Origin of the sequence: Butyrivibrio proteoclasticus B316 (assembly GCF_000145035.1) — a bacterium.
GTDB classification, from domain to species: Bacteria; Bacillota; Clostridia; order Lachnospirales; family Lachnospiraceae; genus Butyrivibrio; species Butyrivibrio proteoclasticus.
Map to the genome: position 1 here is coordinate 1,922,101 of NC_014387.1, position 25,954 is coordinate 1,948,054.

The window sequence follows — 25,954 nt, forward strand, 5'->3', positions numbered from 1 at the left end:
CTCATCCTCCGGTGCATGAGGTAATCAGCACCATTTTTTCAAAAAGTCATCATTCAAACAAAGCATCCACAAACTCGTCTGAATTAAATCTTTCAAGATCATCAAGGCCTTCGCCAACTCCAATATACTTAACAGGAATGTTAAGTTCGGATACTATAGCCACGGCAATTCCCCCTTTTGCTGTACCATCAAGCTTAGTAAGAACTATTCCTGTAAGCTGGGCTGCTTCTCCGAATTCTCTTGCCTGATTAAGAGCATTCTGTCCTGTAGTACCATCAAGAACTATAAAGTTCTCTCTGCAGACATTTCCAAGCTCTTTATCTATGATTCTGTTCATCTTGGCAAGCTCTTCCATCAGATTCTTCTTGTTATGGAGTCTTCCTGCAGTATCTACGATCAAGATATCAATATCTCTTGCTTTAAATGCGCCAACAGCATCATAAATAACACTGGCAGGATCTGCCCCTTCTCTGCCGGATACTATAGGTGTACCAGCTCTGTCAGCCCAGGACTGAAGCTGCTCAGTAGCTGCAGCTCTATAAGTATCCGCAGCTGCTATAAGAACTTTCTTGCCCTTTTTCTTGTAAATGGATGCAAGCTTACCTACCGAAGTAGTTTTGCCAACTCCATTAACGCCAATAACAAAAATAACTGTCTTCTTATCTTCAAAATCATAGGCATTCTCATCTGTATGCATCTGATTTCTGATATCTTCTATAAGAAGTTGTTTGCACTCCTGAGGATCCTTGATGTGTCTGTCCTTGACCTGGCTTCTAAGTTCATCCATGATCTTGCTGGTGGCATTTATACCAATGTCACCCATTATCAGAGTTTCCTCTAACTCCTCATAGAAATCATCATCTATATTAGAATAGCCGCTAAAAACATTATCTATACCTTTAGCTATGCTATCTCTGGTCTTGGAAAGACCCTGTTGTAATTTAGAAAAAAATCCATTTGCCATTAATTCGTTAGCTCCTTATCGATCAGGTTGACACTGACAAGCGTAGAAACGCCCTTTTCCTGCATCGTAATACCATACAGTCTGTCAGCACTTTCCATTGTACCACGCCTATGGGTAATTACAATGAACTGTGTACTGGACAGCTTATGCAGATATCTGGCAAAACGTACAACGTTATTCTCGTCAAGTGCCGCCTCAATCTCATCCAATAGACAGAATGGTGAAGGTTTAAGATTCTGAATAGCAAATAGTAACGCTATCGCAGTAAGAGCCTTCTCTCCACCGGACATCTGCATCATATTAACAAGCTTCTTACCAGGTGGCTGAGCATTAATTCTAATGCCTGCCTCAAGAACATCCTCTTCTTCATTAAGCTCGAGAGTTCCTTTACCACCTCCGAACATTTCCTTGAATACCTTGTCAAATTCTGTATTGATCCTGTGGAACTGTTCTATGAACTGCTTACGCATTGACTCATCAAGATCCTTGATAATACCTTTAAGCTGTTCCTCAGCTTCTACAAGATCATCATGCTGAGTTTTCATGAAGGTATATCGTTCCATAAGATTCTTGTAATCTTCAATGGCATTCACATTAACGTCGCCAAGTTTTCTAATAGAGTCCTTAAGAGAAGATGTTTCTTTTCTCATGGCCGGAACATCAGTCATATCCTCATCTCTAAGTTCAGCCGCATCTGTAAGAGTAATTTCATACTCATCCCACATGTAATTGATCTGTGACTCTATAGCTTCCTTACACTTTTCTTTTTTGGAAGTAAGACGAGTTACTTCTTTATCAAGACTGGACATCTGATTATTAAGCTCCTCTGTCTTGCCAAAGAATTCCTTCTGTGCCTCGGTAAGTTCGCCCTTCTGCTTCTTCTTATCCTCAAGTTCCTTGCTGGTCTCATCATGGACATTCGTTGAAGCTTCAATAGTAAGCCTTATTTCTTCAATATCCTTTTTGCTCTGTTCAAGTGAAAGAGCGTTGTTGTTAAGGTTTTCTACAATCTCATCAAGAGCTTTCTGTTCATTCTCAATGTCATCAGTTATACGATCAATATTGAGCTGGGCAAATTCCTGTTTCTGGGCTATCTTCTCGTATTCAATATCCCACTTTGCAACTTTCTCGTTCTCAGTTTCTTCTATTTCGTGAAGGCCTTCAAGCTCTTTCTGATACTTCTCAACCTTGGCAGAGCACTCTTTCTCAAGTTCCTCTGATTCTAAAAGAGCCGACTCGGACTTACCTCTTTCCTCTGCAATTTCCTTGAGTTTAGCCTCTATATCATCATTTTCTGCCTTAAGGTCTGTATAATTGCCCTTCTGTTCTCTCTGACGCTTTTCTTCATTCTCTACATTGAGTCTTGCGGTATTCTGCTCAATAAACTTACCCTGAAGTTCTGCTCGAAGTTCCTCTACCACAGTCCTCAGCTCATTACGCTTTTCTCTGTCTTCTTCAAGTTCTTTTTTGAGCTCGTCAATTCTCTCTTTGTACTTTTTGACATTGCTCTCAAGCTCATCCATTTCACGTCTTCTACCAAGAAGATTGCTATTATTCTTGAAAGCACCACCGCTAATAGCACCACCGGGCACAAGAAGTTCACCCTCAAGTGTTACCATTCTGATTGTATAATTAAACTTTCTGGCTATTTTTACAGCATTGTCTACATTGTCAACAGCCACAATTCTACCGAGCATAGCCTTAGCAACGCTTCTGTACTTAGGATCGGTTGTAACAAGTTCATCTGCCATACCCAGGACGCCTGGTTCTTCAAGAGCTTCTTTAGCCTTGAGTTCCTGAGGGTTATCAAGTGATGTCAAAGGTAAAAAAGTAGCACGACCAGCCTTGGTATCCTTGAGGTACTTGATCATTTTCTTGGCTGTTTCTTCATCATCAGTTACGATATTCTGAATATTACCGCCAAGGGCAACTTCAATAGCAGTTTCATACTTGGGTTCAGTTTTGATAATGTCTGCAACAACACCAATAATACCCTTAGTGTCATCCTTTCTCTCCATTACCTTCTTGACGCTGCCGCCATAACCCTCATATCTCTCAGTAAGATTTGCCAATGCTTCAAGTCTTGACTTCTCCTGCTGATATTTCTCAGTAGTCTTGCGAAGCTCAGTATCCTTGAGGTTCATACCCTCACGGATACGAACAACTTCCTGTTCAGTCTCTTTCTGCTTCTTGTTCATCTCAGAAATCGTTGCAGTAATAGCGTCAAACTCATCCCTGAGCTTCTTGATGATCTCTTCCTGTCTTGACTCATCTGATCTTGCGCGAACAAGCTTACTTGTAAGTTCAGCCTTACGGATATTTACCTGCTCTTTCATGGTCTCAAGGGAACTAAGCTTTGATTTGATAGTAGCCCTTGTACCAAGAGTTTCAATAATTGTGTTCTTGCATTCCTCAATTTCGTCGTTAATATTAGATATCTTGAGAATTACAGCATCAAGCTCTTTTCTGACTTCATTACGCTTAACAGAAAGCTCCTCTACAGCCTCATCTATCTCAGCCTTATCGGCAAGATATTTGTCTTTTTCTGAATTCTTCTCAGAAATCTTGGTCTGTTCATCCTGCATTCTCTGCTTAAAATGAGCATCATTGGCAGAAGCAGCCTTGATCTTCTCATTAAGAATACCAATCTGGCCTTCTAGTTTTTCCTTTTTAACAGAAGAGTCTGTTATCCTTGCTCTTGCTTCATCTATTTCAGCATCCAGAATTTCAAGCTTTTTCTGAATGTTCTCATATTCTTCTTTTGTCTTGTCGTAGCTTGTTCTGGCCTGTTCTAAAGAATTAACAGCTATTTCAAGATTCTTCTCAGCATCTTCGAGCTGCTGTTTCTGATTTCTGTTCTCAACCAGGAACATATTAACGTCAAGTGTCTTAAGCCTCTCTCTAAATTTGAGATATTCCTTGGCTACCTCTGACTGTTTTTCCAAAGGTCCAATCTGTTTCTCAAGCTCCGAGAGAATATCACTAAGTCTTGTGAGGTTTATCTTCTCCTCCTCAAGCTTTTTAATTGCAGTTTCCTTACGGGATTTGAATTTAACGATACCTGCAGCCTCGTCAAAAAGATTTCTCCTATCCTCAGGCTTACTGGAAAGGATCTGATCGATCTGGCCCTGTCCGATAATGGAGTAGCCTTCCTTACCGATACCGGTATCCATAAAGAGTTCATTGACGTCCTTGAGACGGCAAGAAGAGCCATTGATCATGTACTCACTCTCTCCGGATCTATATAATCTCCTGGAAACAGTAACCTCATCATAATCAATAGCCAGTGAATGATCTGAATTATCCAAAGTAATGGCAACATAGGCATAGCCAAGAGGTTTACGAAGCTCTGTTCCGGAGAATATAACATCCTGCATAGAACCGCCTCTCAGCTGCTTGATACGCTGTTCACCCAAAACCCATCTGACAGCATCAGCAACATTACTCTTACCTGAGCCATTAGGTCCAACTATACCTGTAATACCATTATGAAAATCAAACTTTATTTTATTGGCAAAAGATTTAAAGCCATGTATCTCAATACTTTTTAAATACATTATTACTTATTTTTCAATACAAGAAGAGCCTGATAAGCCGCCTTCTGTTCTGCAGCTTTCTTGGTTTTTCCTGTCCCCTCTCCCATATTCTTATCACCGATCCAAACGCGGACATCAAATATTTTATCATGTTCAGGACCACTTTCGCCACATATTTCATATTTAATCTGGCCAAGCCCCCCTGCCTGAACAAACTCCTGTAACAAAGATTTGCTGTCATTGAACATTGCCATACTGTCAGCATTAGTCAGTACATAAGTATCTATGAAACGCTTTGATTCCTGAAGTCCTCCATCCAGAAAAAGAGCTCCAATTACAGCTTCCATAACGTCTGCAATAATGGATTCTTTATTCCTTCCGCCAGTAAGCTCCTCTCCCTTGCCAAGCTGAATGTATTTCTTAAGTTCTATATGCTCAGCGCAAAAAGCAAGTGCAGGCTCACAGACAAGTGATGCCCTGATCTTGGACATCTCGCCTTCCTTCTTGTCTGGATATTTCTTGAAAAGATATTCACTTGAAACCATCTCAAGAATCGCATCTCCCAAAAATTCAAGGCGCTCATAGTCAGGCTTTTTATTGATCTTCTGCTCATTTACAAAAGAACTGTGAGTTAATGCCTGAATAAGCAAATCTATATTTTTGAATTTATATCCAATCACCTGCTGGAAGTTAATGATTTCCTGCTCGTTTAACATATATATCCTCTCTATAAATTGAAAAGAGGCAGTTAAAAAACTGCCTCCTCCATTTCATTGTATATTACAATTATTTACCAGAAATTGCAGCCTTAAGAAGCTCAACAGCCTCTCCTACAGTAGAGATATTCTCTGTTTTCTCCGGCTCGATCTGTACATCGAACTCATCCTCAAGTCCCATGATAATCTGGAAAAGATCAAGTGAATCTGCGCCGAGATCCTCTGTAAAAGTTGTATCCATTGTGATCTCCTCAGGATCAACATTGAGTACATTAGCAATAACTTCTTTCATCTTCTCAAATTCCATAATAAACCTTCCTTTTACCGCCTAGCAGTTTAGTAAATATTATTTGAATAGCAAGTATCTCACTGTGAGATTTTCTCACTAATCTTTTCGCTTATCTTCTGCTGTGTAAATGTTACACACTGCAAGATTGAATTCTTGACCTCTACCTCATTGGCACTGCCATGAGTCTTAACAACAAGTCCCTTAAGTCCCAGCATTGGTGCCCCGCCATACTGGTCCATGCTATAGTCAGCAAGTGACTTCTTGAGGTCATTCTTGATAAGGAGTGCACCAATCTTGGTCTTAAGATTGCTCATAAGCCCCTTCTTGATGACATGCATCATAGACTTGGCAACACCTTCATACATCTTGAGGATCACATTACCTGTGAAAGCCTCACAAACAATAATGTCAGCTTCTCCGGCAGGAATATCTCTTGCCTCTATACTACCTATAAAGTTGATATCCGGACAATTCTTAAGAAGTGGAAACGTCTCTTTGACAAGAGCATTACCTTTCTCTTCCTCAGCTCCTATATTGACGATAGCAACTGTAGGATTCTTCTTGCCCATTACATTTTCCATATATACTGTTCCCATCTTGGCGAACTGTACAAGATGGTTGGATCTGGCATCTACATTCGCTCCGCAGTCAATAAGAAGTGAGCTTCCCTTCTCTGTGGGGATAAGAGGCGCAAGTGGTGCTCTGTCCACCCCTTTAAGCCTTCCTACAATTACCTGGCCTCCTACAAGTGTGGCCCCGGTACTACCTGCAGAAACATACGCATCAGCCTCTCCATGATTGACCATATACATAGCCTTGACTATGGATGAATCCTTCTTGGTCCTGATGGCCATTACAGGAGGTTCAGCCATTTCAATTATCTCAGTGGCATTAACTACCTCTATTCTGTTCTTATCATAGTCATACTTGGCTAATTCTTCATTAACCGCACTCTCCTGTCCTACCAAAAAGACCTTGAGAGCATCCGATTCTTTAATGGCATCAACAGCGCCCTTAACTGTAACAAAAGGAGCGTTATCTCCTCCCATTGCATCAACTGCAACTCTTACAAGTTCTGACATTTCATGTCCCCCATTTAAAATTCGACTTATTCTAATATACTAGAGTGATATGCAAAAATCAAGGCTTTCCGAAGTATTCGGAAAGCCTTTAAATTCGAACTAAATGAAGTTGTACTAAAACTTATCAAGCCTCAGTTTCAACAATGTTCTTCTTATTGTAGTAGCCACACTTCTTGCAAACCTGATGAGGCTGCATAAGAGCTCCACAATGACTGCACTTTACAAGAGTTGGAGCTGTCATTTTCCAGTTAGCTCTTCTCTGATCTCTATGGCCTTTTGATGACTTATTCTTTGGGCAGATTGACATTTCAGTAACACCTCCTTACAGTAACCGTATAAGAAACTGCCTGTGTTGTAGGCAATTGTTTACGTTTATTCATTAGCATACCTAAGTAGTATATCTATAAGGTACGCATTTGTCAACATTTTTTTCTTTATAATATAAAGAACGAAATAATTAACCCGTCAGGGACTTTATTATACATCAATAATTCTCAATGTGCATCTGTTTTATAAACCACATGATAGCCTTCGAAATTCTCTACTGTGTATGAGTCATTTCCACTGATCCTCTCAAGATCATTGCTGGACAAAACAAAGACATCATCATAATAATCTGTATCTGTTATATCTTCAGGTAATTTGAAATCAAAATTTCCAAAGGAATCTGCCACTCTGAACTCTGCCAGTTCATCTCTGTACTCTACAGTTTCTATGTATTTATATGGATCATAATCTGTATAGTATAAAGCCAACATAAACGGTGACGATAAACCGTCGTAAGTAGAATAAATATGATCATCATCCCCGGTTATCTCGTAAGCTCTTTTTATGGCTTCTCCATAGCCAGGCATGAAGATGCTTGTAGCGTATACATTGTAATCCCTAAAATAATCCTTGGTAAAAGACAAAGCTCCTGCCAATAGGAAAATAAGCACAATTACAAACAGTCTTCCGGATTTGGAAATAATACATTCCATTCCCTTTATAAAGAAGTAAGAAAAGGGAATATAAATGAGGACCATTCTATTAGTATCCGGAACCACTATAATGCTAAGGACAACATTAGCCAGCACCAAAAGTCCAAATATCACATCCGAAAGTTCTTTGAATCTATCCTTAAAAGCAAGGATCAGTCCCAGAAAAGTTATAGGAAATGTAAATTTATAAAGCGTAGCATATCCCGGATAAAAATGTGCAAGCGTATGCCGCTCATCTCCTACTGATACAGACAAAATCACCGATGCAATATTAGATAAAAACTTGCTCGGAATTTCTGAAAATGCAACAAAAGCTTCTCCGGTCCTTGCCGACGTGAATCTGTTCACCGTAAAAAACTCAGTGTATACCTCCGGAAGGCCAAAATAATTTACAAGGTAAAACCATATAAGCGGTGCAAAGACAATCATAAAAGCGACAATGGAAATGGCAAGCTGAAAACCACTGATCTTCTTCGTTACAATATAATAAATACTGATTGTTACAAGAAAAAGTGGAACAACAATCGTCGCAGCACCGTAACTGTACATACATATCGCAAAAGCCGCTGAACTGATAGCATATAGAACGGTACTCTTTCTTTTGGTAGCTAAAGTAAACAAATATACCGCAAATATAAGGTTAAAAGGCATTATATTGCAGTCAAGACTCCATCTTGAGAGAATCACGTGCCAAGGGCAGATTGAAAGAAAAAAAGCACCTAAAAGTGACAACTCATTTTTGAACTTATTGTTATCAAACAAAAGTCTAAGGGTCAGATAAAAGAATAATACGGTCAAAATACCACAAATAGCAGGTATCAGCCTGAGTTTAACAATTCCGGTACCAAAGAGCCTGATTGATAGTACATTCAGATAAATCAAAAGCGGACTGCCACCGCCGCATCCCCAGGTTATAGGGTAGACAGGCCAGTGAAAACCATTTCTGTCTATTCCAAAATTAGCAAGAATATAAGCCTCATATCCAATAGACGCCTCATCCTGCTGAAGCCCAAAAGGTATTTTTCCAAGTCCATACAACCTGAGCGCGGATGCTATGATTAATATGAACACAAATAAAGCGTTTGCCATCTTGTCTGAAACAAACGCTTTACTATTTGTCTTTTTCCTGATAATGATTGAAATAATAACGATAGCCAGAAAAGATATGGTAGCAAAATAATTATAATAATCAATAATTCGCATTAAGAACTATCCCCAACACAATAAATAATCAAAGAGATTATAACACATTCTCATTTATTGCAATACTGGGAATACTTTTTAGGTGATATTCCTACGGATTTAGTAAAAGCCTTAAGGAAATTACTATAATCGCTAAAGCCGCATTTATCGCAGACTTCGCTGACACCGGTTCCTTCAGCAAGAAGCGACTTGGCAATTGATATTCGCCTTGCAGTCATATATTTATTGATTGTTGTTCCTGTTGCCGCCTTAAAAATCCTGCAAATGTAGGACTCACTGATATAAAAGTGCTTGGCAAGATCTCCAATACTTATCGGATACTGTATATTATTGTTGAGATATGACAATATTGCATCAACCTGTTCGTTATATGTAGCAGTTTTCTCTGTTGCCTTGTTATTCTTCTTGTCATTTATGATCTGATTGATCATGACAAAGAGCTCTGTAAAAGTCGCCCTTTCAAGAAGGTCATGTCCATAGCTGTTGCTGGTGATTATCTTATTAATAAAATAGAGAAATCTTCCCTGTTGTTCCTGTGTCAGATGCAGTTTATGCGAAAACTTATCTCCTCTGTCCTGAAAACAGGCATCAAGGTTAGTCTCCTCACTGGAAATACTGCGCATGTACTCAGGATCTATCATAATAACAATTCTCTCATGAAGCTCCTTATCAATCTGAGTAAGATAATGGGAATCAAACTGATTGATGAGAAAAAGATCTCCCGGTTCAATGTCATAAACCTTATTGTCTATAAGGAACTGCTTGCCGCCGGAAATAGAAAAATACACCTCATAGCAGTCATGAATATGCATCTCCATAGCCTTCTCATCTTTATATAAATGCGCAACGGAAAAGTATTTGTTCTCTATACTCTGCGCCATTGCTTCTTTGCAGGAATTCAGCTCTTTCATACAGTTAATCCTCCGCGTCCCAATAATAAAAACATCTTACATTATCACTTCAAAATTTTCAAGATTTTTATCTCTTTTTAAAAATATAAAGAATATTTTGATATTAAATTAACAAAAGGATAATTGAATAATCATAAAAAAATCAGGCTAAAGGACAATCTGTCTTTTAGCCTGACTATATAAGTTCTATCTGAAACTATCAGTATCAATTATTTGCAAAGAGCATATGTATCACGCGCAATAGCAAGCTCTTCGTTTGTAGGAACAACAAGAAGTGTTACCTTACTGTCAGCTGTAGAAATCACCTTTTCTTCGCCGCGAACCTTGTTGGCTTCTGCGTCCATCTTGGCACCGATAAAGCCAAGTCTGTCGCAAATAAGCTTACGAACAAATCCGCTGTTCTCACCAACACCGGCTGTAAAGCAGATAACATCTACTCCACCCATTGCTGCTGTATAAGAACCGATATACTTAACAACTCTGTATACAAATGCATCAACTGCACGTCTGGCACCGGCATGACCCTCATTATAACCGGCTTCAAGATCTCTGAAATCAGAAGAAAGATTATCAGAAAGGCCAAATACACCTGACTTCTTGTTAAGAAGGTTAGTAACATCTGCAACAGTTGAATTCTCTTTTTTCATAACAAATTCAACTACAGATGGATCGATGTCACCTGTTCTGGTTCCCATGATAAGTCCCTCAAGTGGAGTAAGACCCATAGAAGTGTCTACACACTTACCACCATCAACAGCTGAAAGAGATGCACCGTTTCCGAGGTGGCAAACGATCATCTTAAGGTCAGCAGGATTCTTGCCAAGGATCTCAGCAGCACGCTTGCTTACGAATGAATGGCTTGTGCCGTGGAAACCATATCTTCTGATTCCATATTTCTCATAGTATGAATATGGAAGTCCGTAAAGGTAAGCTTCCTGAGGCATTGTCTGATGGAAAGCTGTATCAAATACTGCTACCATAGGAACGCCTGGCATAACCTTCTGACAAGCTCTGATACCAATAAGGTTTGCTGGATTATGGAGAGGAGCAAGATCACTTACATCCTCAATAGCCTTGATAACTTCGTCGTCAATAACAACTGACTTAGTAAACTTCTCTCCACCGTGAACGATACGATGACCAACTGCTCCGATTTCATCAAGAGAAACAACACCGTTCTCACTGTTAGTAAGAGCTTCGATTACAAGCTCGATAGCTCTGTTGTGATCCGGCATAGGCTCTACCTTGGTGATCTTGTCCTTGCCTGTTGGAGTATAGACAATCTGGCTGCCCTCAATACCAATTCTCTCGCAAAGTCCCTTGCAGATAACTGCCTCAGAATCAGAATCGATGAGCTGGAATTTTAGTGAAGAACTACCACAATTGATTACTAGAATTTTCATATATAACCTCTTTTCACTATATTAATATCTGACTTAATAATTTAGTGTCGTCATAATAATTGTATCAGTGTAAAATATATAAGCAAGGGAAAAATTGTACAAAAATTGGCAAAAACTGAAAGCGCTTACATCCACATGAAAACAATAGGTATAATAGCAGAATTTAACCCATTTCATAATGGTCACTTACATTTAATCGAATATTGCAGAAAAGAGCTGCATGCAGACTATATTGTAGTAGTAATGAGCGGTGATTTCGTTCAGCGTGGTACTCCTGCCTTTGTCTGTAAATTTGCACGAACTAAAATGGCTCTCTCTTGCGGTGCCGATCTTGTTTTAGAGCTTCCGGTCTATTATTCGACAGGAAGTGCAGAGTTTTTTGCATCCGGAGCAGTAGCTTTATTAAATAAACTCGGCTGTGTTGATCAACTTGTATTTGGAAGTGAGTGCGGTGATATCACTGTTCTGGATCTTATTGCAAATGTATTAGTTGAAGAGCCTAAGCAGTTCAAAGATGAACTATCTGAGCATATCAAAAGAGGTGATTCTTACCCTGTAGCAAGGCAAAAAGCTCTTTTAAACTATATTTCCGGGTCCGCTTTACCAATAGAAAATCCCTGCGATATTGAAAGTCTCCTGTCCTCTCCCAATAATATTCTTGGGATAGAATATATAAAGGCACTAAAGGCGACAAGCAGCAGTATTATTCCTGTCACCATAAAAAGAATAGGCGAAAGCTATAATTCTGCGAAGATAAACGCTCTTGCAAGTGCATCAGGAATAAGAAAATACATATATGAAGAAGGGCTTAAAAAGGACTCGTTGCGCGATTCCATGCCAGGATCATGTCTTGATCTTCTAATTGAAAACTCGGATCGTTTTGCCGATATAAAGCGTTATTCCGACCTTGTATATTACAAACTATTATTGGAAAAAGAAAGTGGCTATACAAGATACCTTGATGTAACTAACGATTTATCCAACAAAATAGTATCAAACCTTGAAAAATACGAAAATTTTGATCAGTTCTGTCTTTTGCTGAAGTCAAAAGACATTGCTTATTCAAGAATATGCCGGTGTCTTACTCATATTTTACTAAACATAACAGCTGACAATATGGACAGGTATAAGTCTGATAAATACACCTCATTTGTAAGAGTCCTTGGCATGCGCATGGCTTCTTCTGCTCTCGTCAAAAAAATAAACCATTCCTGCATAGCTATTACTAATATCAAAAATGCTGAAAAAGAACTGACAGAGCTTGAATATCAGCTGTTTAAAGAAACAATCATGGCTACTGAAATATATAATTCGATATGCCCAAAGAAAAATCCAAATGAGTACAGGTTAAAGCAAATAATAATCTGACATTATAATATAGATTTGCCTTAACACAAATTTAAGAATTAACCCTTTGAGTGCGGATTGATGATTATTTATCAACGTGATAACATTAATGTGTATGTAAAATGTTATACGTATAACTTTTTTCACATGTATATCCGCATTTTCGGAGGGCGCTAAATGGGACTTATCAAGCTTGAAAAAGGACAGGTACTTCACAAAGCAGGCACCGATACAGTTGAGACAATAGAAGTTGTTGTCAAAGGCAGCCTCAAAATATCCAATCAATTCACTTCAATAGTCCTCACGGTAGGCGGATTTGTAGGAATTGTCGAAACTCCCGGTTCGACCTACAAATACAATATTGAAGCTTTAGAGGAAAGCTCTGTCTATTCCTACCCTTTCGAGTCCGAAGATGACATTCCAAACGTAGTTAGATCAAATCCTAAGATTGCTCCTATACTGGCTGCTCAATCTGTTGAAGCAGCTGTAAAATGCTGCGATGTTTATGAAAAAGAATTTGAAGACGCAACTTCTGAGTACGACCAGATCATGACCGACTACACAGATTATCCAAATCTTTGTATCAAAGTCGGAGAAGTCCCAAAAGATTTTCCAGAGATCAAAGAAATCATCGCTCCTGAAAAGAGCGATTCAATAAATGAATGGGCTTTTTCATTTGTCAGAAGCCTCAAGCAAAATGAAGCTTCTTTAAAGAAGGCCTTCTACCCACTAAGTCTTGATATAGCAACAGGTGTAGTTATGTGCACCTACAATATTTATACCAATATTTCAAAAGAATCGCAGCTTCTTGCAGAATATAGGAACACTATGAAAAAGAAGGCTGCCGCTTTTGCCACGACAATGAAAGCTATCCGTGCCAAATTAAATGACATGGAAAACAACAACGGACTTGGTGAAGGATCTGTTACTGTTGTTAACGCTCTTAGTACAATCCTGCAGTACTCCGGTGTAGCTCCTGAGATAGCTATGAAATTTGAAGAACAAATATCTTCATTTAAAGCATTAAACAACAGATACGATTCAGCGGATGAAGCAAGAGCACTTAGAAGGAGCCTTGCGACTACCTTCTACGAAGTATATACACCGGCATTTCTAAAAAGCATAAATGATAATAATATTCCTATGGAGTTAAAGATGTTCTTCATGTTTGGTTTTGTAGATGAAGAACTTGCAGGTGAAAAATACACTTCTGCACTTTACAATATGGCCAAGTCTTATGTACCTGATCCCGAAGGAAAAGTTGTCACCTGCTACGAATGGCTGATCAAGATATACAATCTTGAAGTGGAACCCTCACGAAATGAATTTGATCAGGACTGGCCAACATATCTGCGTGAGCAAAAGGTAAGCGGACAACTCAATCAAGTGCAGGTTGATCTAATGACAGATGATCCTACCAGCAGACTTAATTTTGAAGTTCACAACCTCTTTGCCCTTGGAAACAGAATGACCTTTGGAAGAATTTCATCCTTTGTTCCTGTTTTTGATGCACAAAATGTACTGCGTCCGCTCGATATGGCGTACCAGACTGTATCTAAAGTCTATGAGTATTACACCAAGATCAGAGAAGTCGACTACGGAGTTTTTTGCAGAACAGCACTGTTTTCCAATCCCGAAATAGGTATCACATCTCTCCATTATTCGGAAGACATTACTCCATATATGATCCTGATGCCAAATGTCGGCTCAAGAGCCTCTCTTTGGCAGGAAATAGAGGGTAAAAACAGAAGAACTCCCGCAAGAATGCTGGTTTCAATCTTTAATACGGAAAACACCGAAGAGTGTATGATAAAGCTCTTCGGCGAATTCAGGTGGGAAATGTGCAAAACTGAACAGGGCATCCACTGGAATGATGTAACTGATCCATCTCTCACATCCATGTATTGTGATTATCTTCAGTTCTATAAAAAGAACTCTGCCCTGTCATCCGACAATAAAGAAAAACTAAGGACCGACCTAAAAAAATACAGCAATAACTACAAAAATGTATTTATTGCTGATTATCTTGCTTATGTTAAATTTGAGGCAGCAGGCTCTCCAAGACTTAACAAAGTAGTACGAGAAATACTGTTTACCTTCTGTCCTTTTGCCAAAGAGCTTCGAGAAAAAGTTGCAGATAACCCTCAGTATACTGAGCTTATAAATCACTACAATTCCAGGACCGGAAATCTCACAAAGCCTGTTGTAAATATGATAAACAAGCTCAGAAAAGAGGATATCCCTGTGCCCGAGCCTCTTATGATTCAATATGAGCACCTAAAGAAATAAATCTTCTTCAGATATATTTCTTTTCAATATTCTGGATGAATTCTCGCGCAGCTACAGCATTGTCGGGCTTGGTATCTTCAAGTGTTGCATGTATAAAAGGCTTCTTTTCACATGCAAACTTAACTACTGAATTATAGTCAATATCGCCAAGTCCGCATGCCATACTCTTAACACTGTCGCCTTCTACCACAGCATCCTTGAGATGTATCATGCAAATATCTTTTTCCAGAAGATCTATTGCTTCTTCAAATACTTCCTGTCTCTGATCAAAATTATCTGTCCACAGAAGATTTACAGGGTCAAAAATAATCTGCAGGTTAGGAGACTCGATCCTATCAAGGACCTCTCTTGCTCTCTTGGGGTTCCATACAATATGTCTGTAAACAGGCTCGATTGCTACAATAACACCCATTTTTTCTGCATAGTCAACTACAGGACGCAGATTTGTAATGAATGTTTCAAGAGCCTCCTGTGAATGACAAGCTTCTTTGTCGTAGTGGTAATCTGCATTAGGCGCTCCTGTCTCTGTACCTACCATTCCGGCACCCATAAGAGACGCAAATCTGATATGTGCCATGTACTTGTCCTGATTGGCCTTAAGAGCCGCAGCATCAGGAGTGGCCAGGTTAAGATAACAGCCAAGAACTGCCACATCAAGGTCAGCTCTTCTAAAAGCATCTCTCATGTACATCGCATATCCCGGAGTAAGTGCATTGGTGTTTGCTGTAAAGCCGGGAACCTTAGAAAGAGCAATATGAGTACAGGAAAAGCCCTGTCTCTTAATCTCTTCTAATCTCTCCTCAAAAGGAAGCTCTTTTGTATCATGAAATCTAATTCCTATCTGCATATTATTTCCTTTCCGTGTAAGTAGGTGTATGGAAAGAGACGTATAAATTATTGTCAATTCCTCCTACTGCATACATTCCAACAAGAGCGCCGGTAAAGCGCTTACCTTTATCATACCCCTCATCACAGAGATAATAAACATTAGAAAGTGTAGAAAAAATAGTTAATTTTGAATCAGGCTCATCTAACTTAGATGACTCATTATATATAAATTCATATTTTAGAACACGCTTAAGATACTCAGTTTCCATCTTCAGATAGACTGCTTTAATTTCAAGCGGCACTTCGCATCCATAAGTTATCCTGTCTTCTGTTCCTATATGTTCTCTTGAATATAAAACATTTTTTCCATCCCTGTTAGTTAATCCAAACTCAAAGAAAGTATTTTCATCATAATAACCTGTTATTCCAGCAAATTGCTCATCCATTAGCTCCGGAATATCCATTATTACAGAATAGTCAAAAGAAAAGTCTGTCTGCCTTCTAAGTACTATATTCCTGCTATTTATATCACTAAGCGGATATGCGCTAGCATGAATTACAAATGTTTGTCCATCCTTTAATGATTTCCAATCACTGTTTGCAGGATCATCGCAGATATACTTAATATCACCTTTATTGAAACTTCTGGTAGTCATGTAGTCAAAAGGAAGTCCACATGGTGATATCGCTCTGTCATTATGAGCTTTAGCCAAAGGATCCGCTGATTGCAAAGCGCTACAGGATTCATACATGTCTTTTTCAGGAAAAGGCTTTATTTGCATACATGATGGTCCTCGCAGGCCATTTACAATAGGCCAGCCATCTGCCGTCCATGTCACAGGGTCAAGCGCGGTCTCTCTGCCCAAAATACTATATCCATCACCAATCTTCCTGCCACATAGATAAACCATATACCACCGGCCATCCTGAGTTTCAACAAGATCTCCGTGACCGCACCTCTGGATAAGCGCATCCGGATCATCCTGTCTCATTATGGGATTATAAGGGCACGGTTCATAAACTCCCATCAGCTCTCTGCTACGAGCCACAGTTACTCTATGCCCCGGCCCCGTTCCGCCTTCAGCCTGTAAAAGATAATAATAGCCATCCTTTTTGTAAATATGAGGTCCTTCAGGAGCTCTTTTATTGCTTCCATAATATAAAAGTGTTGCATCAGAAATCTTCCTGGTCCCTGTCTTATCAAGTTCAAAAATTCTCGCTCCCCTATTTAGAAGCATATATCTGCGACCATCATCATCATTAAACAGACCCGGATCAATACCATCTTCATCGATAAAAACAGGCTCGGAATACGGTCCCTGCGGCTTATCAGAACTAACTACAATTTGCCTTCTGTAAACAGGCCCTGTGTCGTTTAGCCTATAAGTAGCTGCAATGTAGAACTTTCCATTGTAGTAAGAAATGTCAGGGGCCCAATATCCCCTTCCACCGTCAAGTTCATCAAGACCAGCCCAATTAGGATCAGTAATTGCATGCCCAATTATCTCCCAATGTATCAGATCCTTCGAATGAGAAATGGGAATACATGGAAAAAAGATAAAGGACGAGTTGGCCATATAGTAGTCATCGCCTACTCTGCATATTGATGGATCAGGAAAAAAGCCACTTCTTATAGGATTTCGATAGAAATCTTCGTATCTGTGACCATATCTGTCTTCCAAGTATTTATCTATTTCTGCGTGGCCGTTTTCTCTTGCTATATCCCACGGGGTTACAAGCTCTTCATCACCACATAAAGGGTCAAGTCCGCACCTCTCCGTAAGATATCTGAACATCTCCAGATTTCCGGACATCGCAGCAAAATGCAAAGCTGTCCTGTGCCCTTTGGCAAACTCATTAAGACTTGCTCTCGAATATTCAACTATCCATTTAACAAGCTCAAAATCTCCATTTTGAGCAGCTTCATAGATACTCACTTTACCAACATCCATGTCTTTTGTCCTCTTAAATTTTTGTCACATCTACGCTTATAAAATCTGCATAGCCACTATTATCTGCATTTGATGAAACAGTGCTTGTAAGGGCAAAGATGCCTATTTTAGCACCAACCCAGGTATGATCTGAAGGAGTATACTGCACATTCAAATCTACGGCCTTTAAGAGGTCAGTGTCATCATTTAACTTAAGATAGATTCTAAGAACCGGTGCATTTTCATTATCATCAACATTTTTAAAGAACAGATCATCAGAGTTTTCAACATTATCATTGTCAAAAAGCATTGAAAATCTGATATTCTTAAGTCCTTCCTCTATAGAACAGCCATATTTCTTGCAGATATCACCAAAGCTATATTCTCCAATGACTCTCTCTTTTTTATCTAAGTCACCGCCATAAGACTCAATGACCTTGACTACATAAGCATTGTCTTTACTCTCAATATATGCTGCCATATATTGGCCACCAGTCATGCAAACTCCGGTTCTGTCACCCGGCAAAAGACCTGTCGCATCAACTTTTATATCTGCTTTGAACAAAGGATAAATGATCTTTTGAGTAAGTACATTTGCGCTTTTCCAGATAACAGGCTCTTTTTCACCTGATGGATTTAAAGCATTAAGTCTAAGTCCTCGTCTGCATCCGTGCTTAAATAGCTCTGACTCTTTATCTCTGGTCTCATGATGTTCCACAGTTCCATAGAAGCTTTCATTATGATTACCAAGCCACTGCCACATAAGCCCCGGAGTACCATCATAAAACAAGTCAGATGCCTGAAGATAAGCCGGTTCATCACTTATTCCTGTATCTGGCTTATCCATCTCATAGACAGGTTCTCCAACTCCATTATCATCAGCATTAACGCCAACAACCGGCCAACCGTTCTCCCAGTGAACCGGCTGAAGGTGACAGATTCTTCCATAGAGGCCTCTATCCTGAAAATGTATAAACCATTCGTCCCCATTTACCGTATCTACAAGTCCGCCCTGGTGCGGTCCGTTGATAACAGTGTTTCCGGTATGCATTACCTCTTTGATCTCGTAAGGTCCATGAATGTCTCGGCTGCGCAAAACTACCTGATAGCCATATTTAACGCCGCCTGCAGGAGCCCATATATAATAATAACCATCACGTTTGTAGACCTTGGGTCCCTCGATTGTAACTGCAGGATTCTTGGGATCATTACCGTCGAATATAAAATGATCCTCTGAAATAGCTTTAAGTCCATCACTACTCATTTCAAAGATGCCAAGAATACTCTTAAATCCAATTCTGCTCTTAGCATATCCGTGAATAACATATGCCTTTCCATCATCATCCCAAAAAGGACATGAATCAATAAGCCCTTTTCCCTCCAGAATACATACAGGATCTTCCCATTTTCCTAGAGGATCAGTAGTTCTAACAACATAGTATCCCTCATCCGGCATACCATAATATATATAAAACATTCCATCATGATATCTTATTGCCGGAGCCCATACGCCTTCTGAATGCCTTGGAATATTAAATCTTTCTTCAGCTATATTCTGAATTGCATAATTAACAAGTTTCCAATTAACAAGATCATGTGAAATCAGTATTGGAAGTCCCGGTGTATAGTTAAAGCTACTGGCTGTCATATAATAAGTATCCCCAACCCTGATCACATCCGGATCAGAATAATCCGCAAAAAGAATTGGGTTTCTGAATCTACCATTTTCTAAATCCGAATAGTTAGTCATTATAACTCCTTAAGTCATATTCTATTAGTTTTGTGTTAGCTCTTTTCCCAGGCAAAAGCCCTTGTAAAAGAAATACTTTTAACCGTTGATTTCAATATTGTATGTTTCTTTTAAGTAATCTTTATCTGCTATAAGACTGCAATAGGGTTCAGATAACTTTTCAATCTCTTTGGCAATCATTCCGGCATATAGCATTGCCCCCTCATATTTAAGATGAGAATTATCTGTAAGTCCCTTTGGTAGCCAATCGTATATTCCGGGCTCCACATTCATATAATATTTTTGAGCCTCTTTTGGACCAATTTTCTGCAAAAATTCCCTGCTCCTGGAATAAAGATCAACTACAGGAACATCAAACTTCTCACCTGCTTCTTTCATGCCAAGAACATATTCTTCATGCCCTGAATATTGAAGATTTCCCTCTTCATCAAAAAGTTTTCTCTCTACCGGCGTAATAAACAAAGGATAAGCTCCTTTATTTCTGGCAACGTTAACAAACTTTCCAAGATTGACAATATATTCTCCATGAGGGTCGGTGTATCTTGAAGGGTCGTTAATCTTCTCATCATTATGCCCAAATTGTATAAAAAGAAAATCTCCCTTTGTTATGTCGTTATATATTGGTGCAAGTCTGCTCTCATCTATAAAACTTTTCGTACTTCGTCCATTAAACGCATGATTACATACAACCACATCTGTTCTTGTGTATCTGTCAAAAGCCTGGGCTATCCCTGTTTGCGGAAATGTTACGTATTTATTAGATGCTGCGGTAGAATCTCCCGCCCAAAATATGTGTCTCATATATTAACCTCTCGTATATAACAAATTGATAGCAAATAGCACGATCACGCCTCTATAGCAGATTTATTTATAAAGGAAATGCTGTGCTATTTTTTTAAAAAAAGAGAGAAATTCAAATCGAATTTCTCTCCTGTTATTATTTCAAAGTAAATATTTCTTATTCCTTAACAGCTCCAACATTAACACCCTGTACGAAGTATTTCTGAAGGAATGGATATGCTGCCATGAAAGGAAGGATAGCAACAATAATCGCTGCATAATACAATGTATTCTGAGATACCTTGTATGCTGTAGTAGGTGTATCACCATCCATGATCATTACTCTCAGTTTGTACTGGAAGTTAACCTGATCAGGGTTTGTAATATAAATCTGTACTGTGCTGTAATCGTTCCATACAGTAACTGCATACATAAGACCGATAGATGCAAGAGCTGCCTTGGAAAGAGGAAGTACGATCTTGAAGAAGATTCCCATTGGTGAGCATCCATCAATCTTGGCTGCCTCAAACAATGATTCAGGAATGCCTTCGAAGAAGTTCTTCATAAGTACAAGATTATATACATTCATACCATGTTTGATAACAAGGATCCACATTGTATCTACAAGATGAAGCTGTCTCATAACAAGGTATTCAGGAATCATACCACCAGAGAAGATCATTGTGAAAAGGAGGAAAAATGAAAGTGCATTTCTTCCTGGCATATCTTTCTGAGTAAGTACATATCCACCAAGTGTTGAAAGAACAAGACCAAGTAATGTTCCAAGTACAGTTGTAATAACTGAATTAAGGAATGGTCTATAAAGTCTGACTGTTGTAAAAATTGTGAGGTATCCGTTAAATGTGAAGTCCTCTGGCCATAACATAAACTTGTACACGCCAACTGAGTTGAAAGAGTCAACCAGTACTTTCCAAATAGGAATAAGAACTATCAAAGCGATAATAACGAATACAACATAGTTAACTATATCAAATACATGTACTTTATTCTTTTTAGCCTGTACACGCATTGAGTTCGCTTTAACCTGTGCCATAATGCTCCCTCCTTAAATAATTCCGCGTCCGCGAATTCTCTTACTAGCCCAGTTACAAACAAGAACCAGCACACAACCAACGATTGATTTGAACAAACCAACAGCCGTTGTATATCCATAGTCAGGAATCGCAGTAAGGAAAGTCTGACGATATACATATGTTGAAATAACATCAGAAACATCAAATACACGGTTGTTATATAAAACGAATACTGACTCGAAAAGGTTAAGAACCTTAGCAAGGTTAAGAATCAGTACGATTATTACCGTATTCATAAGTGCAGGTACTGTTACATACCAAATCTTCTGAAGTCTTGAAGCACCATCAATATCAGCAGCTTCATAGAGCTCAGGGTTTATACCTGAAAGTGTTGCAAGGAAAATAACTGTTCCCCAACCTGTTTCTTTCCAGATATTGATCAAATAGAAAATAGGTCTCCAAAGAGCTTTTGAATGAAGGAAATCGATACTCTTTGTAATAAGTCCGATTGACTTAAGTGTTTCATTAACGAAACCTGTTGATGATGTTGACAGGAACAACTGGAAAATAGCTGCTACAACTGCCCATGACATGAAATGCGGAAGATAAATAATTGTCTGTAAAGACTTCTTTGCAAACATGTTATGCATTTCATTAAGGAAAACCGATACCACAACAGAAGTAAATGTTGTGATAAGCAGCTTAGTTATAGATATTTGCAATGTATTTGTGAAGGCAGTCCAGAACTCCTTCTTACCAAACATAGTCTCAAAGTTCTTAAGACCAACCCATGTGATATTCTTCAGCTTATACTGATAAAAAGCATATCTGACGCCAAGCATAGGCCAATAGTATATTATTATTACGAAAACCAGTACCGGAAGAAACATCAAATAGTATCCACGGTTGTTCCAGATACGTGTACCAAGAGGTTTCTGATTGATAGGAGCACCAGTGGATGTAGTAGTAACATTTTGTTTCTTACTCATTGCATCCTCATCCTTTCACAAAAAATCGTTAGATTATTACTATTTTATTATAACAAATAAATAATTTTTTTCAAAAAAATCCCACCCTCCAAAAGAGCTTTTCCCTTGGAGGATGGGAAAAAGTCATATCATGTATTAGCTATATGCTAATTACTGAGCATTGAGCTCATCAAGAATCTGCTGAGCAATATCGCCAAAATCAGCCTGATACTGAGCAATTGCTTCCTCAGGTGTGATTTCACCAGCAATAGCCTGCTTCATAAGTGTTGTCTTCTCTTCTACAAGAGCTGCCTCGTTCTCTGTAAGAGTATTGCAAGAAGCTGCTGCAGGAGCATCTACACAGTTCTCTGTGAAGAACTTGTTACCAGCCTGTACAAGCTCATCGCTATCAACGTAACCGTTTGTAAGAGGAGCAATTACAAGAACTGAATCAAGGTGATTCTTCTTCCATACAGAGTTAGGGTCGTTAGGAGACTGCTTAAGGTGGAACTCACCCTCTTCATATGAATAATCCTTCTTCTTCTCAGGATCATCAGCGTTTGTTGTGAACTCTTCAGCGTGGATTGACCAGTGAACATCCTCAGCACCATATGTCCAAAGTGTCTGAACTCTGTCGCCATCAAGCATTGTCTCAAGGAGTGCATCGAAGATAGCCTGCTCACGAGCTGAATTGCCATCCTGATCATCTGTGATTACCCATACAGGAGCTTCTCTGTTGAGGTAGCCGCCCCATGTATCCTTGATCTCCTGGATAGGAGCAAGCTGAACGAGTCTGTCATCACCAAGATCATTGTCAACTTCCTGCTTCTCCATGTTTGTTGTAAGTGTTCTAAGCCATGTACCAGCCCAGTATGTGAATACACCTTCTGATGTAGTCTGATCATTTGAGAAGAACTTCTCACGAGCCTGCTTTGTTCCAGCTTCCTCTGTATCAGGATCGATAACGCCATCAGCAACACCCTGTGCAAGTCTAGCAAGAGCATCTACTGTTGCCTGCTCCTGGAAACCGTCTACCCAAACACCATCCTTCTGATAGAATGAAGGATATGCGCCCTGCCAGAACTCTGGCATGTAGTTGATGTATGGAGCCTCATCAAGTTTACCATAACCAGCTGCGATAACACCGTATGTACCAGCTGAACCGTTTCCGTCAGGATCATTCTCTGTGAATGCCTTGAGCATTGCATAATAGTCATCAAATGTCTTGATATCTTCAGCCTTCATTCCTACTGCATCAAGCCATGACTTCTTGATGTAAGTAACACATCCGTTACCATATGTAGGAGCGAATCCGTAAAGGTGTCCCTCTGCATCCTTCATGTTCTCGTTAACTAAAGGAAGAGTAACACGTGACTGGAATTCAGCGTTTGCATAAGCATCAGCCATATCCCAAAGAAGACCAGTTGTCTGATACTGTCTAAGCATTGTAGCGCTCATGATAAGAGCATCTGGGTAAGAACCATCGCCTACTTCTCCAGTTGTAAGAAGACGCGAAACTGTTCCAGCATAGTCTGAGTGGTCAAGCTGGTTGATAACAAGATCAATTGGGTGACCAAGCTTCTCAGATACAGCAGCTTCCCACTGCTCTTCGAACTCTTTCTGTCCGCTCTCTACTGTAGCTGTAAGTGTTCCGTCAACTACGATGTTAAGAGTCTCAAGTGTGAAATCTTCAGCTGCTGCTGTTTCAGCACCAGCTTCTGCTGTTGTGTCAGCAGGTGTTGTCTCTGTAGCTGTTGTGTCAGCAGGTGCTGTCTCAGAACCACAAGCTGCAAGAGAAGCTACCATTGCTGTTGAAAGAAGTAATGATAAAACTTTCTTTTTCATAAATTTTTAGTACCTCCCAAAATATTTTTTTGAAAAATAAATGTAAGCGTTTTCACTTGCTTATGTGTGTACTTTATCATGTATTGAAACCCATTGCAAGCACCAATTTTGTAGGATTTGTAACAAAGTTGTACAACTTTTTCCGGAAGTGCCGTTTTTACTGGGTTTGCGTAAGTGCTTACATGTCAAAAATTACAAGAACTTTTTTAACAAATTTTGAACAGATTTTAAACAGCATGTAATTATGCATAATTTTCATCAATCAAAATCGGCGTTCGTTAGTGCATATTGTATAGACCATTTTAAAAAATTCACACTTCTTGCTAATGAAAAATCATTAATTGCTGTTACATTTTCGTCTCACGCTCCAAATGCCCAAATGTATATTTCATGAAACGCCTTACATTTTATTAAAGAGTAACTCCTCTCTTCCAGATAGCCATATCATGGAAGCCGGCTTCTTCGCTCTTTAATTTTTCTCCCGAAGCTGTTCTAAGTATCTTCTCAAAAAGATCATCCGTAAGTTCATCAAATGTCTTGCCTTCAAGTATCTGGCCGGCCCTGAAGTCTATCCAATTGCTCTTCTTATCTGCAATAGTATTGTTGCTGGCAATTTTCATTGTTGGAACAGGACAGGCAAAAGGAGTACCTCTTCCTGTTGTAAAAAGAACAATCTGAGCTCCGGCTGATGCAAGTGCTGTAGCCGCGCAGAGATCATTTCCCGGTGCGCATAGCAGATTGAGTCCGGTAGTATCTGTCCTCTCTCCATATTCCATAACATTCATTACAGGGTAATCACCTGACTTCTGAGTACATCCAAGTGACTTATCTTCAAGTGTTGTGATTCCACCAGCCTTATTTCCTGGTGAAGGATTTTCATAAATTGGCTCACCCTGCTTGGTGAAGTATTCCTTGAAGCCGTTTATCATATTTACTGTATCTGTAAAAGTAGCTTCATCTTTACATCTGTTCATAAGGATTGTCTCAGCACCGAACATTTCCGGAACTTCTGTAAGAATCGATGTTCCGCCGCACTCAATAATCCTGTCTGATATTCTTCCCACAAGCGGATTAGCAGTAATTCCAGAAAAGCCATCACTACCGCCGCATTTAAGTCCTATAATAAGTTTAGAAGCATCTACCTCTTCTCTTTCGTCAGTAGAAGTAGCCTCAATGATCTCTTTTAACAGATTGATTCCATCTTCCATCTCATCATCAGACTTCTGACAAACAAGGAATTTAACTCTGGATTCGTCAACATTTCCGATATATGGCTTTAATACATCAATATTACTGTTCTCGCAGCCAAGTCCCAGAACAAGGACACCTCCAGCATTAGGATGATTGATCAGGTCTGACAGGATCACTCTTGTATGCTCCTGATCATCTCCAGTCTGTGAACAGCCATAGTTATGAGTAAATGCAACAACCTCATCTACACTGCCCTTAATATAAGCGTTAGCTTCCTTAGCCAGTGAAGTAGCTATATTATTAACACAGCCAACAGTTGGGATGATCCATACTTCATTTCGAATTCCAACTTTGCCATTTTTCCTGACAAAGCCTTTAAAAGAAGCCTTTTTAGTTCCCATCTGAGATATTTTTCTGTCTATATCAGCCTTGTCAGGCTCATATTTATATTCAAGTATTCCTTCAAGATTGGTCTTGATATCATGGGTATGAACCCATCTTCCTATACTGATATCTTCGGTAGCATGCCCGATTGCATAACCATATTTGATAACATTATCATTAGAAGAAAGATCCTTGATTGCTATCTTATGACCCGCAGGAATTTCCTCCTTGGCTGTAATTTCTCTGCCATCTGAAAGTGTTATCTTATCACCTGCATTCAGCGCTTCCAGACATACAACAACATTGTCATCCGGATGGATTTGTAAAAATTTGCTCATATAACCTACCCCTTTATCTCTTAATTGCTAGATGTAAGCGTTTACATTTTAACTATATTATTACCAGGTCTTTTCGTCAATAAAATTTTACACTTTCAGGATTTGCCGCTCTTATTGAGATTTTTTACTTTAACGTTAAACTTTTTTCTATTGTATTTGATTTCTCTCTCTTGTATAATACTTTT

General features: G+C 39.2%; 19 protein-coding genes. 2 read left to right on the forward strand and 17 right to left on the reverse strand.

What is annotated here, in order from left to right:
- Positions 1-49 precede the first annotated feature (49 nt).
- The 9 genes from ftsY to BPR_RS08030 all read right to left on the reverse strand — a co-directional run bounded on the left by ftsY (position 50) and on the right by BPR_RS08030 (position 11,084).
- Positions 50-964: a signal recognition particle-docking protein FtsY gene (gene ftsY, locus BPR_RS07990; RefSeq protein WP_013280963.1), complete on the reverse strand. Its 915-nt coding sequence runs from the start codon at positions 962-964 to the stop codon at positions 50-52.
- On the reverse strand, positions 964-4,521 hold the full coding sequence (gene smc, locus BPR_RS07995) for a chromosome segregation protein SMC (protein WP_013280964.1): 3,558 nt from the start codon (positions 4,519-4,521) through the stop codon (positions 964-966). Before smc ends, ftsY begins: the two co-directional genes overlap by 1 nt.
- A 2-nt stretch (positions 4,522-4,523) precedes the next feature.
- Positions 4,524-5,216 carry a ribonuclease III gene (gene rnc / locus BPR_RS08000; RefSeq protein ID WP_013280965.1) on the reverse strand — a complete coding sequence of 231 codons (693 nt, stop codon included), beginning with the start codon at positions 5,214-5,216 and terminating at the stop codon, positions 4,524-4,526.
- Positions 5,217-5,286: 70 nt separating this feature from the next.
- A complete protein-coding gene (gene acpP, locus BPR_RS08005; RefSeq protein ID WP_013280966.1) occupies positions 5,287-5,523 on the reverse strand; it encodes an acyl carrier protein in 237 nt (78 codons plus the stop codon).
- 59 nt (positions 5,524-5,582) lie between these two features.
- Positions 5,583-6,587, reverse strand: coding sequence for a phosphate acyltransferase PlsX (plsX, locus tag BPR_RS08010; protein WP_013280967.1), 1,005 nt, complete (start codon positions 6,585-6,587; stop codon positions 5,583-5,585).
- Positions 6,588-6,711: 124 nt separating this feature from the next.
- Positions 6,712-6,894 (reverse strand): 50S ribosomal protein L32, encoded by a 183-nt coding sequence (gene rpmF, locus BPR_RS08015; protein WP_013280968.1) that lies wholly within the window; start codon positions 6,892-6,894, stop codon positions 6,712-6,714.
- A 187-nt stretch (positions 6,895-7,081) separates the two neighbouring features.
- Positions 7,082-8,770: an ArnT family glycosyltransferase gene (locus BPR_RS08020; protein WP_013280969.1), complete on the reverse strand. Its 1,689-nt coding sequence runs from the start codon at positions 8,768-8,770 to the stop codon at positions 7,082-7,084.
- A 50-nt stretch (positions 8,771-8,820) separates the two neighbouring features.
- Entirely contained in the window at positions 8,821-9,681 is an 861-nt protein-coding gene (locus BPR_RS08025) for an AraC family transcriptional regulator (RefSeq protein WP_013280970.1), read from the reverse strand.
- 209 nt (positions 9,682-9,890) lie between these two features.
- Positions 9,891-11,084, reverse strand: a complete 1,194-nt coding sequence (locus tag BPR_RS08030) for an acetate/propionate family kinase (RefSeq protein ID WP_013280971.1) — start codon at positions 11,082-11,084, stop codon at positions 9,891-9,893.
- A gap of 105 nt (positions 11,085-11,189) precedes the next feature.
- On the opposite strand from BPR_RS08030, the gene BPR_RS08035 reads away from it, so the two are divergent.
- Positions 11,190-12,452, forward strand: coding sequence for a nucleotidyltransferase (locus BPR_RS08035; protein ID WP_052301812.1), 1,263 nt, complete (start codon positions 11,190-11,192; stop codon positions 12,450-12,452).
- 156 nt (positions 12,453-12,608) lie between these two features.
- Positions 12,609-14,720 carry a cyclic nucleotide-binding domain-containing protein gene (locus BPR_RS19775; RefSeq protein WP_013280973.1) on the forward strand — a complete coding sequence of 704 codons (2,112 nt, stop codon included), beginning with the start codon at positions 12,609-12,611 and terminating at the stop codon, positions 14,718-14,720.
- Between the two features lie 7 nt (positions 14,721-14,727).
- Here the strand turns inward: BPR_RS19775 and BPR_RS08045 are convergent, their stop codons facing one another.
- The 8 genes from BPR_RS08045 to BPR_RS08080 all read right to left on the reverse strand — a co-directional run bounded on the left by BPR_RS08045 (position 14,728) and on the right by BPR_RS08080 (position 25,769).
- The gene (locus tag BPR_RS08045) at positions 14,728-15,567 is read right to left on the reverse strand and encodes a sugar phosphate isomerase/epimerase family protein (protein WP_013280974.1); all 840 of its coding nucleotides are present in this window, start codon (positions 15,565-15,567) and stop codon (positions 14,728-14,730) included.
- A gap of 1 nt (position 15,568) precedes the next feature.
- Positions 15,569-17,500 carry a family 43 glycosylhydrolase gene (locus BPR_RS08050; RefSeq protein ID WP_013280975.1) on the reverse strand — a complete coding sequence of 644 codons (1,932 nt, stop codon included), beginning with the start codon at positions 17,498-17,500 and terminating at the stop codon, positions 15,569-15,571.
- A gap of 13 nt (positions 17,501-17,513) precedes the next feature.
- Entirely contained in the window at positions 17,514-19,229 is a 1,716-nt protein-coding gene (locus tag BPR_RS08055) for a glycoside hydrolase family 43 protein (protein WP_013280976.1), read from the reverse strand.
- Positions 19,230-19,307: 78 nt separating this feature from the next.
- Entirely contained in the window at positions 19,308-20,030 is a 723-nt protein-coding gene (locus tag BPR_RS08060) for a rhamnogalacturonan acetylesterase (RefSeq protein ID WP_013280977.1), read from the reverse strand.
- 157 nt (positions 20,031-20,187) lie between these two features.
- A complete protein-coding gene (locus BPR_RS08065; RefSeq protein WP_013280978.1) occupies positions 20,188-21,063 on the reverse strand; it encodes a carbohydrate ABC transporter permease in 876 nt (291 codons plus the stop codon).
- 12 nt (positions 21,064-21,075) lie between these two features.
- Positions 21,076-22,032, reverse strand: coding sequence for an ABC transporter permease (locus BPR_RS08070; RefSeq protein ID WP_013280979.1), 957 nt, complete (start codon positions 22,030-22,032; stop codon positions 21,076-21,078).
- A gap of 150 nt (positions 22,033-22,182) precedes the next feature.
- Positions 22,183-23,856 (reverse strand): type 2 periplasmic-binding domain-containing protein, encoded by a 1,674-nt coding sequence (locus BPR_RS08075; protein ID WP_013280980.1) that lies wholly within the window; start codon positions 23,854-23,856, stop codon positions 22,183-22,185.
- Between the two features lie 410 nt (positions 23,857-24,266).
- Positions 24,267-25,769 carry a UxaA family hydrolase gene (locus tag BPR_RS08080; RefSeq protein WP_013280981.1) on the reverse strand — a complete coding sequence of 501 codons (1,503 nt, stop codon included), beginning with the start codon at positions 25,767-25,769 and terminating at the stop codon, positions 24,267-24,269.
- Positions 25,770-25,954 lie beyond the last annotated feature (185 nt).